This window comes from Shewanella sp. 553 (genome assembly GCF_059338375.1).
On sequence record NZ_CM181701.1, the window covers coordinates 3457354 to 3473544 of the forward strand.

The following is a 16191-nucleotide window of genomic DNA, read 5'->3' on the forward strand; positions in this document are numbered from 1 at the left end:
AGCCAGTAACCGCACTGATGCTAACAATAAAAAAGGATGATGACCGACTAGGCCATCATCCTTTTTTGATTTAATTATTAATATACTTAGTCACAACCACCATATGGGTTAACGCGATAGGTTAACCCATATAACATGACCATTAACTAATGTAGCTTTGCCCCGCGTAGACCACGAAATGCCGTAAGGCCAACACCCCCAGAATCGTGCTACAAGATACGGTAATTAAAAATGCCTTGCTGTGTCGCCACGCCTTAGGGGCGAAGGTGCTGGCAAGCACGGGCACACCCAGCCCTAAACCGACTACCCCAACCCAAAAAACGCTTGCCCAAGTCCCAGTGGTGATTGCCGCCGTCGCCGCCTGTGCGGCAGGACCGGAAAAGTTAAGCCCGACAAACAGTAGCACTAAACAAAGTGCCTCATTAAACGCCACGGGATACTCGATACGGTGCACCTGCTCGATACAGTCAGACTCTTTCTTACTGAAAAACAGCGTGGCCACCAAGATATTACCAGCCGAACCGACCGAGAGCGCCGAAGCTAAGAACAGCGCTGGTAACACGGCGGTGTTGAGGATCGGATAGCTGATCATCGCCGACAGTAAAAATCCGGTGTAGACCCCGACACCGAGTGCCAGCGCAAAAATCAGCTTATTCAAACTGCCTTCAACCTGACGGCAGACCGACAAGATGCCCGCTAACCAAGGAGCGTAATGCAGCACCTGCTTTTCAAACACTAACGCGGCAAACACAAACACCAAAGGAATGTAAATCAGCAGGGCGATAACCCCCCATGCCATCACAGACGTTAAGTTGTAATTGAGTAAGATATGATAAAATTCAAACGGTTTCGTCAAATCCAGCACCAATAACGCCATGCCCAAACAGATAGCCACTGGCCCTATCACCGCCGCGGCCTTGATCACAGGCAAGCCATCAGTGGGGAGCCCTCGGCTCTGCTTGTACCATTTAAGCCCTATCGCCACCAACATAGAACCTGCCGATAAGCCTGCCATAAACAGGTAGACCGCGATTATCCAGTTCCAGACGACTGGATCATATTGCTCCATGGAGCCCCAAATATTGTTCATGCTTTAATCCCCCCTTTACGGCTAGGAATGCGATAGACCCTTGGCTCTGTGCCAAGATTCACCTTTTGCTGATAATGCGGCTTAGTGTCTAACACCTTGCGAACCTCTGAGTTCAGATCATTGGCATCGCCAAACACTAAGGCTTGGGTTGGGCAAACACTGACACAGGCAGGGTCTTCACCACGAGCAAGGCGCGTCTCCTTACAAAAATCACACTTGTCTGGCACCCGAGTTTCCGGATTAATAAAGCGCACCTTGTAGGGGCAAGCGGCAACACAATAGAGGCAGCCGACACACTTGTTTTCATTTATCGAGACAATGCCATCGGCGTTAACGTAGGCCGCGCCCGTAGGACACACCTTGACGCATGGCGCGTTTTCACACTGCTCACAAGAGACGCGATTGTATTTAAAATGCAGGTGAGGAAAGTTACCGTAAGGCCCCTCGATGCGCACCTGAAGCCGGGTCACCGACTCAGGCACATTATTTTCACTGCGGCAGGCCACATTACAGGCTTGGCAGCCAATGCACTTATTTTCATCGTGCACAAGAACATAACGTTTAGTCATAATGAACTCCGATTACAGCTTGGCAATTTTGACCCCGGTGGTATGCAAATTCATACCTGTAACCGGAGAAGTAACGTGAGGAAGTAGGTTGCCACAATGCACACCTTTACCTGTGGCGCGGGCCAGTTCTTTGTTTTTAGAACCACAACCCATATAGGCAAACACGGTATCGGGACGAATACCCGGCGTGACCAAGGCATGCCCCTCTTCGCTACCGGTCGCGTTATAGATGCGAATCGCGTCACCATTGGCAATGTTCAATAAGCCCGCCGTGATGGGATGGATCCATACCGCATTATCCGACATTAGATTAGCCAGCATAGGGACATTTTGCGTGCCCGCATTGGTGTGCACCGCGACTTTTCCTTGGATGAAAAACAGCTCGTCGGCCTTCTTCATGGTCACTTCGCGGTAGCGGATAACCCCCCTCCCTGGCGCCATTTGCTCCACTTTATCTGAGCTCAATTCAATCTTGCCAGACGGGGTTTTAAAGCTTAGCTGGCTGGCATAAGTGCCATCATCATCGACCGCTTTAGCATTGGGGTAGGTATCGGTAAAGGTCTTGATCATCTCCCGCTCACGCAGCATCAACGGCTTACCATAGCTGACCCAGCCATCACGTTTAATGGTGTTGAGCAGCGCCGCATCTTTATCGACTTGAAACAGCTGCAAGGTTTCCATGTTATCCCAAGGGAAGTACTGCCCTTGCCCGAGTTGATTGGCTAACTCCTTCCAAATCATCCAGCTGGGTTTAGTGTCGCCTATGGTGTCGACCACACGTTGACGCACATAGTAAGCAGGGTTTTTACCCGACTTATCGACAATCTCCTCATCACGCTCAAGGTAGGTCGATTCAGGCAGGAAGATATCGGCATAAGCGGCGCTTTCACTGATATAGATATCGCAGGCGACGATAAAATCGAGCTTTTGCATGGTCTCAACAATGCGTGCTCTGTCTGTCATGGTCTGCATCGGATTGGTACGGCTCATCACCCAGCCATGCAACTGATAAGGCTTGGCCTCTAATGTTGCATCTAAAATCGTTTGGTAGATCCCCCCCGATGACCACAACAAGGCATATTGTTCATCGACCATATCGATACGCTTGGCATCGATTGAGGGCATACCCTCTACCCCAGGTTTCGCTAAGGTCGGCGCCACTTTTTCACCGGCAAACTTATTGTACTTAGAGGCTTTCTTCCCAAAATAAAGCCCCCCTTTACGCTCGATATTACCGATTAACACGTTGGCGGCATAAAGGGCGCGGCGCATCTCAAACTCTTCGGTGGTAAATGAAGAGCGGTGGCCAAAGTCCACCACGGCATGAGGTGCTGCGGCGGCGTATTCGTGAGTGATACGGCGAATATCTTCAGCGGGCACATCACTGACCGATTCGGCCCACTCAGGCGTGTAGGCTTTAACTTCTTGCGCAAACGCGTCGAAACCAGCAACGTACTGGGCGACAAAAGCCTTATCATACAGCTCATCTTCGATAAGGGTGTGGCAAATCGCCAACGCTACCGCAACGTCGGTGCCAGGTTTAATGGCGTACCACTCATCGGCTTTATCGGCCACTATCGAGAAGCGAGGCTCAAACACCACCAGCTTAGCGCCCTTCTCCATTTGTGCATTCATCATGCCCCGCGTTTCAGACATATTGATGCCTTCATACAGGTTATGACCAAAGTTAATGATGTATTTAGAGTTACTTAAATCACGTTTGACTTTGCCACCAAAAATCGCCTTGGCAGCCACCACATAACCGGCCGGACACGTAGAGGCGTGAGTAAAGGTGTTTGGGCTACCGAAAGCCTTAGCCAGATGGAAAAGGTGACCCGAAAGTGAGCCAGATTTAGAGGAAAATGCCACCGATTCGGCGCCGTGCTGGGCTTTTATCTTATTGAGATTTTCGGCAATGATGGCATAAGCTTCATCCCATTCGATTTCGGCCCATTTGCCTTCGCCGCGCTCACCTACCCGCTTGAGCGGTTTAACGATACGTTGCTTGTCGTACAGCTGACTATGGCCTGCGCCGCCACGAGCACAGACTGCGCCACCAAAGGATTTGGCTTTCTTGTTGCCCAATATGGAGACGTTTTTACCATTCACGACTCGCGCCGAAATGGGGCATCTTGTCGAGCACATCTCACAGATACTGGCGACCGATTCTGCACTGCCGCTTAACCCCGTTTGCCCTAGCGCTGCTAATGAGCCCGGCAACGTCGCAAATACGCAACCTGCGGTCCCAGCACCAGCCCCTTTAATAAAGGTACGCCGATCAAGTTTCATGATTTTTCTCCCAATTAACAATGATACCGACAGACCTGAGCTGGTAGCTCATCCCGATTAATTACGTGGGACAACACCATCAAATGTCACTCGGTTTTCACCATTGTTACCAAGGGAGGAGTGGTTGCACATTGTGGTATACCACATATCGATCCACTGACAGGTCAGTTTGTGATCGACTTCATGGTCGATAATTTCACCAACACACAGCACTGATTTTGTATAGTGTGGTAAACCACATATCGAATCGCACTCGTGCAACTCATACATATAAAAGTAATATAAAACAATTAATTACTATGTTTTCTTTTTATCTAAAGCAGATGAGTCACTAACCGTTAAATCTGCACCGCTTGTTGGCACCCTCTACGCTTTAGTGCAATTTTAGCCACGCAGCCGCTATGGCCGTCGTCGCGATTTTCTAATGTAAAGCCACCGTTATGCTCTTTTATCACCTCACTGCAGATGGCTAACCCCAAGCCTAATCCTTCGGTTTTGGTGGTAAAGAACGTTGCCATCACGGTGGCGGCATTTTGCGCCAGTCCAGGGCCATTGTCGGTCACTAGCACATCCACTTGATGTTCATGAAATTGCAGCTTAATCATGATGTGGCCCCGCTCAGTCTGATCTGGGCGCTCGGCAATGGCATCGATACTGTTTTTAATCAGGTTAATCAATACTTGCAGCAGACCGACGCGATCGGCGCTAATAAAAAACGGCTCACCGCTGGTCTCTTTGACCACCTCGATATCGCGGCGCATCAACTCTAAACGCAGCAGAGACAGGCTCTCATCCACCAGAGTGAGAATATTCACATCATCCATTACCGCCTCTTTGCGTTTGAGTAGACCCCGGATCCGGTGCACCACTTCCCCTGCACGAGTGGACTGCTTATGAATTTTTTGCAGCAAGTCTATGGTGGCTTCCGCCTCCGTCAATTGCCCGCCTTGCATGCGCATGATGCCGCCCTCGCTATAACTGGTGATGGCGGCAATAGGTTGGTTGATCTCATGGGCCAGCCCCGCGCCAATTTCGCCAATCATCGAGGCGCTTTGCAGCCGCTCTAACGCAATAGCTTGCTGCTTTAACTGCCGCTCGGTGCTGACCAATGACTCACTTTTTTGGTGAAAGCGGTACTCGATCCACAAGTGATATACCGTTGCCACTAAAAAAATGACCACAGCTAAGATGCCCCAATGGCGATTTTCATTGAGCCAAGTTTGCAGGGCGTTTAAACGGCTTTTTTCCTGCGAGATCACATGTAAGTCACCATACAGTTGGATAACGGTTAGCTGACTAATGGGCGACGTCCAGCCCATGAGTTGGCCGCTAACGGCGGCTGGATGATCGGCAGGCAATGCCATTAATGCCTGACTAATTTGTTGGCTAAGATTAATGTCGACACTTTCATTGGCCGCAAACGACCAGTTAGGATAAAGCTTAGTGCTGCACTGGCAGTCATACCCTTCGGGGCGACTCGGGTTAAGCACTCTAAAATCGGCAGGATTTAACAAGCCGCGCGCCACCATATCCTCAAGCGTACACAAGGGGGTAATGGCGGCATCGACATGACCGTCTCTCACTTGATACAACAAGGGATCGAGCGGAAAGCCAACAAACTTAACTTGGCCAAAATAGTGGTCAGCATCCATGCCCAATTTATGCATTAATCCCGCGGTCGCCTGATAACCGCCTAATGCATGGGGATCGCTGGCTGCAATGATTTTATCTTTTAAATCATACAAGGTGCGGTAATCACTTTCGGCTTTCACCACGATGGCCGAGCCGATAGCCGTGGTGCTACCGTTATGCCGCCGAGAACGCATGGTGGCTAACCAAGACAGCGGATACTGGTTCGACAGATACAGATATTGCCCTGGGTTGGTGATAATAAACTGGATCTGCCCTAGCTCCATAGCAAGATTTAAGGCTTCAAAATTACCCGGAAATACATGAAATTGCGTGCCGGGTACCTGTTGATTTAAATAGGTCATCATGGGCGTCCAGCGCTCCATGGCTTGTTGATGCCCCCAGTTAGCCAACACGCCGACATATAGCTGTTGTGGCTGGGCAACAACACGAGCTGAATAACACAATAAACCACTCAATAAACAACACACAGCCAATGCATGCAGTAGGTGTTTATACACACAATGCTCCTCAATCGATACGCTTAGCACAGCTTACGGTATCGATAACGGATCGCCACGTGATGCGCCTCATGCTTTACCTAAAATAGTTGGCTAAATGGCCGCATCTGCGATATCAATCATAGTCATCGCCGCCAAATAGTTATCAAAGCTCAATAAAGGAACCGCCGTGCCAACATCTCCCTTGAATCCAGTGTATCTTGTCGACGATGATGAGGCGGTCATCGATGCGATCAGCTTTTTAATGGTGGGTTATGGCTATGAGATAACCAGCTTTAACGCTGGCGATGACTTTCTGTCCAGTGTCGATCTGACCCAGCCCGGCTGCGTGATTTTAGATGCCAAAATGCCCTCAATGAGCGGGCCACAGGTGCAGCGTTTATTGCACCAAGCTAAAAGCCCACTGGCAGTGATCTTTCTCACCGGCCATGGTGATGTGCCGATGGCGGTCGATGCTTTTAAAAATGGGGCGTTTGACTTTTTCCAAAAGCCCGTCCAAGGCGCAGCGTTATCCGAGTCTATCGCTAAAGGGTTACACTACAGTGAGCGCCAACATTGGAAGCTTCGCCACCAAAAGCTTATCGACACTTTGTCTGAGCGAGAAACCCAAATTTTCAAATTAGTTATCGCCGGCCACACCAATAAACAGATGGCCAACCAGCTGTGCGTCGCACTGCGAACCATCGAAGTGCACCGAGCAAAAATGATGAGCAAATTGGGGGCCAATAATGTTGCCGAGCTGCTCAAATTGGCGCCGCTCCTCAATAGCCCTAGCGACAACGACTAAGTCCAACGCTCCAAGCCACTAGCCTCACGACAATAAACCATGACACCGCCAATAAACGATGACGCCAAGGTCTACAGCCACTCTGGGGTTTTCTCCTGCATTTATGCACAATTGCCAGCCGCTAGGTTTGTGGGCCACAATAGGCCAATTGAGTCATTAATAATGAGATAGGCCCATGCCAACACTGCTCCCCTTTACCCACCAAATATGCAGCGTCTTCACCCATGTTCGTGAAGGCGAAACCAAGCTGGGACAAGCCTTACATTGCTACGATGGCAACACACCATTAAACACCGCATTAGCCGATGCTAAACAACAAGGCGTGCGATTTGTCATCTTAGGGATAGGTGAAGATATTGGCCCGCGGGCCAACCTTGGTCGTGGCGGTGCGGTTGATGCGTTTGAAGCAACCATGAGCCAATGGTGTAATCTGCAATCAAATCAATTTTTCGACGCTAAGCAGTGCATGGTGCTTGGGCAAGTTAATACTCACGATTTGCAACTGCCCGCGAGCGCAACCACCCAAACATTAAGAGCCCATGTCGAGCGCCTCGATGAACGGGTTATCCATATCGTCAGCAGCATCATTGCCGCCGGATTAGAGCCTATCGTGATTGGTGGCGGCCATAACAACGCCTACGGGCTTTTAATGGCAAGCAAACAAGTGATGAAGCGCCCTATCGCCGCCGTCAACCTCGACCCTCATGCTGACTTTCGCCCCAGAGAAGGCCGCCACAGCGGTAATGGTTTCAGTTACGCCGCAGCCAGTGGTGCGCTGGGTTACTACCATGTACTGGGCATGCATGAGCTCAAAAATAGCCAACAAACCTTAGACCAACTCAGCGCCTTTGGCGGCAAGTGGCATACCCTGCAAGCCATCTGGGTGCGACAAGAGCTGAGCCTCAAACAGGCCATCGATGAGATAGTCACTCAACTTAACGACAGTGGTTCACCGGTGGCGGTTGAGTTAGATATGGATGCCATCATTAATATGCCCAGCAGCGCCTCAACCGCGGCGGGAATTCCGTTACTGGACGCCCTCTATTACGTTAATCAAATAGGGCTGCGCACCAACGCCTGTTACTTGCATTTGGCCGAAGCCGCCCCTAGTTGTCATAGCGCGGGCAGCGATGCGGGACGCAGAGAAACTGGTCAGAGTATTAGCGAACTGATCTATGCCTACATGCAAGGACGTATAGCTAGACAACCCATAGGGTAATTGGCTCAGGGGAATTTGGCTTATCGCTAATATTATGATGTAATGCGGCGTCCAATTTTTCAAACTCTGCGCCAACGCGCATTTTTATTAAATCGGCACATGGATTATTAACCTCGATCACAGAGTCGCAGATGAATGATTCTGCAATGAGCATCATTCACTTACACTCGCCATAACAGTAGCGAAGCACAGGAATACAATAAATGTCAGAGGGCTCACCCAACAATACCCATTTCGGTTATAAGACGGTAGAAGCAGAGAAAAAAGCGGATTTAGTGGCCGATGTTTTTCACTCAGTTGCAGCCAAATACGACATTATGAATGATGTCATGTCCTTTGGTATTCATCGTCTTTGGAAACGTTTAACCATAGAGAGTGCGGGTGCACGTCCGGGTATGAAAGTGTTGGATCTTGCTGGGGGCACGGGCGATCTTACCGCCAAGTTCTCCCACATTGTGGGTAATAAAGGCCAGGTTATCCTTGCCGATATTAACGAGTCAATGCTCAAGGTCGGCCGTGACAAGCTACGTAATCGTGGCGTTGTGGGTAACGTAAACTACGTGCAAGCCAATGCCGAAGCATTACCGTTTCCTGACAACCATTTTGATATTATTACCATCGCTTTTGGCCTACGTAATGTAACCGATAAAGATGCGGCCATCCGTTCTATGCTGCGGGTATTAAAACCAGGTGGAAAACTGTTAGTTCTTGAGTTTTCTAAACCTAAACATGATGTTATGCGTAAGATATATGATCTGTATAGCTTTAAAATTTTACCTAAGATGGGCGATTTGATCACTAAAGATGCGGGTAGCTATGAGTACTTAGCCGAGTCAATCCGTATGCACCCAGCTCAAGAAACCCTAAAGGCCATGATGATCGACGCCGGTTTCGAACAGGTTGAATACACCAACATGACCGACGGTATTGTGGCGCTGCACAAGGGCTATAAGTTTTAATCTTTCCCCTTTTGCTTCAGCCGACTAGGTAACGCATGAAACGTGACATTGTATTGCTGCTTAGCGCTGCAATTGAAACCGCACTACAGCAAACCGTTAAACAGTCCCCGCAAGCGTATGCCAAACAGCATACGCTGCATGGCAAGGTGCTGTGCATACAGTTGACCCAACTGAGCTGGCCCATTTACCTGCTATTTGCCAAAGAGATCCAAGTCTTTAGTCAATATGATGGTGAGATCACCACTCAGGTTGAAGTTGATATCACCACCCTGTATCGCCTCACCGAAGGGGCTAATCTCACCGAACTGATTAAACAAGATAAACTCAAACTCGAAGGCGATCTCAATCTACTGCAGAGCTTTAGCCACTTTATGCAACAAGTGGAGTTTGATTTTGCTGAGCCCCTATCAAAATGGATTGGCGATGCGCCCACCCATATGCTGCAACAAGGCGCCAAACAACTCAAACAAGGGTTAGAGGAGGTATTTAATAAGAGCCGCGACCATGTCGGCGAGCTCGTTGTCGAAGAGTATCGCCTCAGTCCACACAAAATCGAATTTATCCATTTTAGTGATAGAATCGATGAACTTAAAGACGATACAGACGCCTTAAGTCAAAGGATCGAACGACTCATAACCAGGACTCACAAGACAAAATGACAGTCAAAAGCATTCGGCGCGCATACCAAGTCATTAACATTGCACTCAATTACGGCCTAGATGAGCTTATCCCATCAAAGCTAAAGCCTTGGTATTTTAGACTGCTGCGCGGCAGCTTTTTCTGGTTACGCAACAAACATAAAGACAAGGTCGGTGGTGAACGCCTCAAACTGGCTATGCAAGAGCTGGGGCCGGTTTACATTAAATTTGGCCAGATGCTGTCAACTCGACGCGATCTGCTTAGCGACGAGTGGGCCGAAGAGCTGGCGATGCTGCAAGATCGCGTGCCGCCGTTTGACTCAGCTATCGCTAAAGCCCAAATAGAGACAGAACTGGGCGTTCCCATTGACACCTACTTTGACGATTTTGATGATGTGCCTTTGGCATCGGCGTCGATTTCTCAGGTACACACCGCCAAATTAAAATCCAGCGGCGCCGAAGTGGTACTCAAGGTACTCAGGCCCAATGTGGAAACGCAAGTGCATGCGGATCTTCAATTAATGAGCCAGTGCGCTCAGTTTTTAGAAGCCCTGTTAGGCCAAGGTAATCGCTTACGGCCGGCCGAAGTAGTAGAGGATTATCACACCACAATTGAAGGCGAATTAAATCTAAAACTTGAAGCACTTAACGCCATAAAGCTACGCAATAACTTTCTCAATTCTGGTTCACTGTATGTGCCCTTTATGTATGAAGAGTTTTGCTTTACCCGCTTAATCGTGATGGAACGCATCTATGGTATTCCGGTATCAGACAAGGCCGCATTAGAAGCCCAAGGCACCAACCTTAAGTTACTGGCCGAACGCGGCGTTGAGCTGTTTTTTACCCAAGTGTTTCGCGATAACTTTTTCCACGCCGATATGCATCCTGGCAATATATTTATCAGCACAGAGCACCCGGAAGATCCTTTCTATATCGGGCTTGACTGCGGCATCATGGGCACCCTGACCGAGCAAGATAAACGTTATTTAGCCGAGAACTTTCTCGCCTTCTTTAACCGCGATTACACCCGGATTGCCCAACTCTATATCGAATCAGGCTGGGTATCAGCCGACACAGATATCGTCGCCTTTGAGCAAGCGATTAAAGTGGTGTGTGAGCCGATGTTTAATAAGCCACTGGATGAGATCTCCTTTGGCCATGTGCTGCTGGAGCTATTTAGAACCGCCCGTCGCTTCGACATGGTGGTACAGCCACAACTAGTACTGCTTGAAAAAACTTTACTGTATATTGAAGGGCTTGGGCGCCAACTCTATCCGCAATTGGATTTATGGAAAACCGCTAAGCCGTTTCTTGAAGGCTGGATGGCCGAGCAGATTGGTCCCATTGGCATGGCGAAAAAAATCAAGAAAGAGTTCCCCTACTGGGCTGATAAATTACCTGAACTGCCTGAGCTGATTTACGACAACCTAAAAATGGGTAAAAACTTCGTTAACAGCCAAAATTTACTGCTAGAACGCTATTTAAAACAGCAGCAAAAAGTCCATAAAAGTAACTACCTTTTAGTGACATCGGCAATTTTAGTGATCTGCGGCACTATTTTGTTTGCACAAAACGCTACACTATGGGCCTCTTATGGGTCTGTCGGGATCGGTGCCATACTATGGTTATTCGGATGGCGATCTAGACCAAAGAATCGCAAATTTTAGCTAGCACTAAATAACCAAAGGTTCATAATAGAACCCGTCTTACAAAAGCGTTAAATTAAAGAGGAAAGTTACATGGGTGGCATTAGTATTTGGCAACTCCTTATCATTGCTTTAATCGTAGTTTTGCTGTTCGGCACTAAGAAATTACGCTCACTAGGTGGTGACTTAGGTGGCGCAGTGAAAGGCTTCAAGAACGCCATGTCTTCTGAAGAAGAAAAGAAAGCACTCGAAGACAAAGCAACTGCAGAAAAAACCGCTCAGGCTGACGAAAAAAAGACTGAGTCCAAGGACAAAGAACAGGCGTAATTCCTTATGTTCGACGGTATCGGCTTTATGGAGTTACTGTTGATCGGTATTTTGGGGCTAGTGGTTCTTGGCCCTGAAAGACTCCCGGTTGCAGTACGTTCAATTAGTGGCTGGATCCGTGCCATGAAACGCATGGCCAATTCAGTAAAAGATGAGCTTGAGCAAGAGCTTAAAATAGAGCAATTGCATTCAGACTTGAAAAAGGCTGAAAGCCAAGGGCTAAAAAATCTTTCGCCTGAATTACAGGATTCAATCGATCAATTAAAAGAAGCAGCCCAATCTGTTAATCGTCCTTATAAGGTAGAAGAGACACCGAGCAGCACCGACAGTGCTAACAGTGACTCAACCCCGAAGACGACAGGTACAGCCAAAGGCAGCACTTCAACAGATAAATCTGACGGGTAGTCCATGTCGCAACAGCAGCCGTTAATTAGCCACTTGCTTGAGTTACGTAACAAGTTACTTAAAGCCATTGGTAGTGTGCTTTTTGTGTTTATTTGCCTAGTCTACTGGGCAAACGATATTTATCATTATATGGCAACCCCGCTGATGGATGTGCTACCAGACACCAGTAGCATGATCGCAACAGATGTGGCCGCGCCCTTCTTCGCCCCTTTTAAACTAACTTTAGTGTTGGCATTCTTTATCGCCATTCCCTATGTGCTATTTCAGATCTGGTCATTTATTGCCCCAGGCTTGTACAAGCACGAAAAACGGCTAATGGTGCCGCTGCTCACCAGCAGTACATTATTGTTTTATTTAGGCATAGCATTTACCTATTACGTTGTATTCCCAGTGGTATTTGGTTTCTTTACCAGCGTTGCCCCTGAGGGTGTACAAGTCGCTACCGATATCAGTAGCTATCTGAGTTTTGTACTTAAGCTATTTTTTGCCTTTGGTTTAGCATTTGAAATTCCTATTGCGGTGATCTTACTCTGTTGGGCTGGGGTGACCACACCAGAAGAGCTCAAAACCAAACGTCCCTACATTGTGGTGGGTGCCTTTATCATAGGTATGTTACTGACACCACCCGACATTATTTCGCAAACCATGTTAGCGATTCCGATGTTAATATTGTTTGAAGGGGGATTGCTTGCGGCCCGTTTCTACAGTAAAAAGGACACTGAAGAAGACGATGAGCAAACACAAACGGATTAATCTAGCCATAGCCCTTAGTTAATGGCTTACACGAACAGCTATCCAATTCGGGTAGCTGTTCGTTTTTGAGAGACTCGTTTACTTAACACCAATAATAAAAAGGAGTTTTTCATGACCTCTTGCTTTACTAAAGGTTTACGCTGGATAACGCTTTCAAGCCTACTGCTTTCTCTTCACGCCGTTGCTGGTATCGAACAACAGCTCGCTCAATGCGCTGTCAAAACCGATAAACTTGAGCGACTCATGTGTTATGACGCTCTTGCTGCAACAGCGATGAATCGCAATGCGCAACAAGTCACCACGGATCTAAGCGCAGCCACTCCCCCTATCGTAGCGGCAGCCCCTCTGGTTGCTTCGTCTACCACGGAATCGGCACAAGCTAAAGAGTCAACCCAAGAAAACTTTGGTAAAATCGTCAAACAAGAGCAGATAGATGCCATGTGGCTTACGGTCACACAGGTCGATAAAGACCCCTATGGCGCCTTGAGACTGAGCTTCGAAAATGGCCAACAATGGAAGCAGATCGACAGCCGGCGCTTTCGAATATCTAGCGGCGATAAAGTACAAATTGAACGCGCGGCACTGGGATCCTTTTTGCTTGGCAAAGAGGGCAGCAATACCACTATTAGGGTTAAACGTATTAACTAATGCCAAGTCATATAGATATCGCTGTTAACTTAGTTGGCAGTGCATTACAAAATGATATCGATAACGTGATACACGCTGCGGCCGCCCAAGGGGTGTCGCCGCTCATTGTCATTGGTAGTAGTCTAGATGAAAGCCAGCAAGCCATTGATTGCGCGCAGCGCTACCCTGAGGCGCTATTTGCTACGGCTGGGGTGCATCCACACCATGCTAGCGAGTGGGACGCTAACAGCTCTGCTCGCTTAGGCCAGCTTGCGCAACATCCGGCCGTCGTGGCCATCGGTGAGTGTGGTTTAGACTATAATCGCGATTTCTCGCCGCGCCCAATGCAACGCAGCGCCTTTGCCCAGCAATTGGCGATGGCAGTTGATCTCAATATGCCAGTATTAATGCATGAACGCGATGCCCACCAAGATTTTGTCACCATCCTTAAAGAGTATCGTCCTCAGCTCAAAGGCGCCTTATTGCACTGCTTTACGGGTGATAGGCATAGCCTAGAACGCTATATTGAACTCGACCTGCATCTTGGTATCACGGGTTGGGTTTGTGATGAACGACGCGGCGCAGAGTTGGCCTCCTTGGTTGGCGATATTCCAGCAGATCGTATCATGGTCGAAACCGACAGCCCTTACCTGCTGCCACGCAGTATGCGCCCCAAACCTAAGTCGAGTAAAAATAAGCCGCAGTATCTGCCCTATATTAGTCAATATATTGCTCAACTTAGAGGCCAAACCGCCAATGAGTTCGCGGCCCAAGCCTACGCTAATAGTTGTGCATTTTTTGCTTTACAGGCGAACTATGAAGCATTTTAGTTCGTTGTTCATCATCTTCATTTTATCCAGCCTCTCAAGTAGCAGCTTCGCCCACCAACTGCTGCCCGTCGAGAATGACGATGTCATCGACCTATCGCCATGCATCTATTACATGCAAGAGGACAATCACACTAAAATCGATGACATCAAAGAGCTAAACTCAACATCCTGGGGGAGAATAGCTCCACTTTTAAATCAGGCACTCACCAACAAACCTTTTTGGATTAAGTTCAGTTTATACAATGCCACAGGTGAAAAAATCCAGCGTTACTTAACCCTAGGTAATCCGCATTTAGATAAGATTCGTCTGTATCATCAGCCTCACGGCGAGCAGATGCTCCTACTAGAAATGGGTGATGCTTACCCCTTTTCTTTACGCCCTATGGTGCATAACCAGTTTATTTATCCGTTTGATTTGCTCCCCAACCAAGTGCATACCTTTTACCTACGCATCGAGACTCAAGGCAGCGCGAGTATCCCGCTCGCTCTTAAATCCCCCAACGGCATGATCAGAACCACCGAAAGCCAGTCCTTGTATCAGGGGTTACAGCTTGGCGCCTTGCTTGCCATTGGCCTGCTTAGCCTATTTATTGCCGTTATATCACGCTCGCCCAGTTACAGCCTCTATGCGGGTTATGTATTGACAGCGACACTTCTGGTCGCAACGCTGCATGGTCTGCCTGCACGTTATATGTGGCCCGACTGGCCAACGATACAAGAGGAGCTCATCCCGCTACTAATCCCTATCGGCCTGACCTTTATTTTGCTTTTTTCAGAAAGAGTGCTGCAACTGAAAAACAATAATTTATTAATGCTAAAGCTATGTCGCTACAGTGCCACTGGCGCAGTGCTACTGACGTTACTGGTGCCCTTTATCAGTTACCCGTTCGCCTTAACACTGGATATTATCGCTGTGCTTACCATAAGCCTGTTACTAATGGTGATAGCCGTTAAGCTCAGTCTGCAAGGCCATAAATTGGCCAAGCTCTACACCTTTGCGTGGTCGGGCACCTTAATCGGATCATTCGTTACTGCCATGATGTATTTAGGATTGGTGAATCTGCCTGTCTTGCCGCAAACGCCAATGATGATAGGGCTTAACTTTGAAATCCTCTTTATGACCGCGGTCCTAGCGCTGCGCTACAATGATGAGCGAAAGACTAAGCTCAAAATACAACAACAAGCATTACAACAATCCAAGCGCATTCGCCAAGCTAGGGAAGAAGCCATTCAAATGGAGGCTAATAGCCATGAAAAACTCGAGCAGATGGTACAAGAGCGCACCTTAGAGCTGGAAATTGCCCTACGCGAGCTTAATGAAGCTAATCAAAAGTTGACCGAGCAAAACACCGTCGACAGCCTCACTGGGGTGAAGAATCGCGCCACATTTGAAAAGCGTTTACAAGCTGAGGGGCGCCTGAGTCGTCGCCAGCAAACGCCGCTCACCATCTTAATGATCGATATCGACCGCTTTAAAGCCATTAACGACACTTATGGCCACCTTGTTGGCGACCAAGCGCTGAAGCAAATAGCCCAAGCGTTAAAGCAAAAATTAAGGCGTCCAAGTGATCTGGTATCACGTTTTGGCGGTGAAGAGTTTGCTATGATACTGCCCAACACCTCTATTGAAGGCGCCGAAAAAGTCGCTGAATCAATAAGAGAAACCGTATTTCAACTGCCACTGAGTTGGGGGACCAATGCAATTCCGCTAACCATTAGTATTGGTGTTTATGCCGAGGTGATTGTCGATGACCAACAGATCAACACCTTGGTCGAACGAGCCGATAAGGCACTTTACCATGCTAAAAATAGCGGCCGTAATCGCGTCTGTGTCTATACGGTAGATATCGAACAGTAGAAAATACTTAGCTTTATCGGTGACGACTTGGCACAATCGCCAAC

At 48.3% G+C, this 16191-nt stretch carries 15 protein-coding genes; 11 read left to right on the forward strand and 4 right to left on the reverse strand.

Annotated features, from left to right (window positions below; genetic code table 11):
- Positions 1-142: 142 nt before the first annotated feature.
- The 4 genes from nrfD to AC5YBZ_RS15320 form a co-directional block, all read right to left on the reverse strand.
- Entirely contained in the window at positions 143-1090 is a 948-nt protein-coding gene (nrfD, locus tag AC5YBZ_RS15305) for an NrfD/PsrC family molybdoenzyme membrane anchor subunit (RefSeq protein WP_475514985.1), read from the reverse strand.
- Positions 1087-1659 carry a 4Fe-4S dicluster domain-containing protein gene (locus AC5YBZ_RS15310; protein ID WP_110457057.1) on the reverse strand — a complete coding sequence of 191 codons (573 nt, stop codon included), beginning with the start codon at positions 1657-1659 and terminating at the stop codon, positions 1087-1089. Before AC5YBZ_RS15310 ends, nrfD begins: the two co-directional genes overlap by 4 nt.
- Positions 1660-1671: 12 nt before the next feature.
- Positions 1672-3948 (reverse strand): thiosulfate reductase PhsA, encoded by a 2277-nt coding sequence (gene phsA, locus AC5YBZ_RS15315; RefSeq protein ID WP_494523981.1) that lies wholly within the window; start codon positions 3946-3948, stop codon positions 1672-1674.
- A 338-nt stretch (positions 3949-4286) separates the two neighbouring features.
- Entirely contained in the window at positions 4287-6098 is a 1812-nt protein-coding gene (locus AC5YBZ_RS15320) for a sensor histidine kinase (RefSeq protein ID WP_494543147.1), read from the reverse strand.
- Positions 6099-6267: 169 nt separating this feature from the next.
- Between AC5YBZ_RS15320 and AC5YBZ_RS15325 the strand changes: the two genes are divergently transcribed.
- From AC5YBZ_RS15325 to AC5YBZ_RS15375, 11 genes are all read left to right on the forward strand, one after another.
- Positions 6268-6885, forward strand: coding sequence for a response regulator transcription factor (locus AC5YBZ_RS15325; RefSeq protein ID WP_494523983.1), 618 nt, complete (start codon positions 6268-6270; stop codon positions 6883-6885).
- A 175-nt stretch (positions 6886-7060) separates the two neighbouring features.
- Positions 7061-8104, forward strand: a complete 1044-nt coding sequence (locus AC5YBZ_RS15330; RefSeq protein WP_475514989.1) for a formimidoylglutamase — start codon at positions 7061-7063, stop codon at positions 8102-8104.
- A 203-nt stretch (positions 8105-8307) separates the two neighbouring features.
- Positions 8308-9063 (forward strand): bifunctional demethylmenaquinone methyltransferase/2-methoxy-6-polyprenyl-1,4-benzoquinol methylase UbiE, encoded by a 756-nt coding sequence (gene ubiE, locus AC5YBZ_RS15335; protein ID WP_494543148.1) that lies wholly within the window; start codon positions 8308-8310, stop codon positions 9061-9063.
- Positions 9064-9098: 35 nt separating this feature from the next.
- The gene (locus AC5YBZ_RS15340) at positions 9099-9722 is read left to right on the forward strand and encodes a ubiquinone biosynthesis accessory factor UbiJ (RefSeq protein ID WP_494543149.1); all 624 of its coding nucleotides are present in this window, start codon (positions 9099-9101) and stop codon (positions 9720-9722) included.
- A complete protein-coding gene (gene ubiB, locus AC5YBZ_RS15345; RefSeq protein ID WP_494543150.1) occupies positions 9719-11368 on the forward strand; it encodes a ubiquinone biosynthesis regulatory protein kinase UbiB in 1650 nt (549 codons plus the stop codon). The genes AC5YBZ_RS15340 and ubiB overlap by 4 nt, the downstream gene beginning before the upstream one ends.
- A gap of 72 nt (positions 11369-11440) precedes the next feature.
- On the forward strand, positions 11441-11674 hold the full coding sequence (gene tatA / locus AC5YBZ_RS15350) for a Sec-independent protein translocase subunit TatA (protein WP_494520789.1): 234 nt from the start codon (positions 11441-11443) through the stop codon (positions 11672-11674).
- A gap of 6 nt (positions 11675-11680) precedes the next feature.
- Positions 11681-12079 carry a Sec-independent protein translocase protein TatB gene (gene tatB / locus AC5YBZ_RS15355; RefSeq protein ID WP_494520788.1) on the forward strand — a complete coding sequence of 133 codons (399 nt, stop codon included), beginning with the start codon at positions 11681-11683 and terminating at the stop codon, positions 12077-12079.
- A gap of 3 nt (positions 12080-12082) precedes the next feature.
- The gene (gene tatC, locus AC5YBZ_RS15360; protein ID WP_494520787.1) at positions 12083-12832 is read left to right on the forward strand and encodes a twin-arginine translocase subunit TatC; all 750 of its coding nucleotides are present in this window, start codon (positions 12083-12085) and stop codon (positions 12830-12832) included.
- 111 nt (positions 12833-12943) lie between these two features.
- Positions 12944-13480 (forward strand): hypothetical protein, encoded by a 537-nt coding sequence (locus AC5YBZ_RS15365; protein WP_494543151.1) that lies wholly within the window; start codon positions 12944-12946, stop codon positions 13478-13480.
- Complete coding sequence (locus AC5YBZ_RS15370) at positions 13480-14289, forward strand: TatD family hydrolase (RefSeq protein WP_494520785.1); 810 nt, start codon at positions 13480-13482, stop codon at positions 14287-14289. Before AC5YBZ_RS15365 ends, AC5YBZ_RS15370 begins: the two co-directional genes overlap by 1 nt.
- Positions 14276-16147, forward strand: coding sequence for a sensor domain-containing diguanylate cyclase (locus AC5YBZ_RS15375; protein ID WP_494543152.1), 1872 nt, complete (start codon positions 14276-14278; stop codon positions 16145-16147). Before AC5YBZ_RS15370 ends, AC5YBZ_RS15375 begins: the two co-directional genes overlap by 14 nt.
- Positions 16148-16191: the final 44 nt, after the last annotated feature.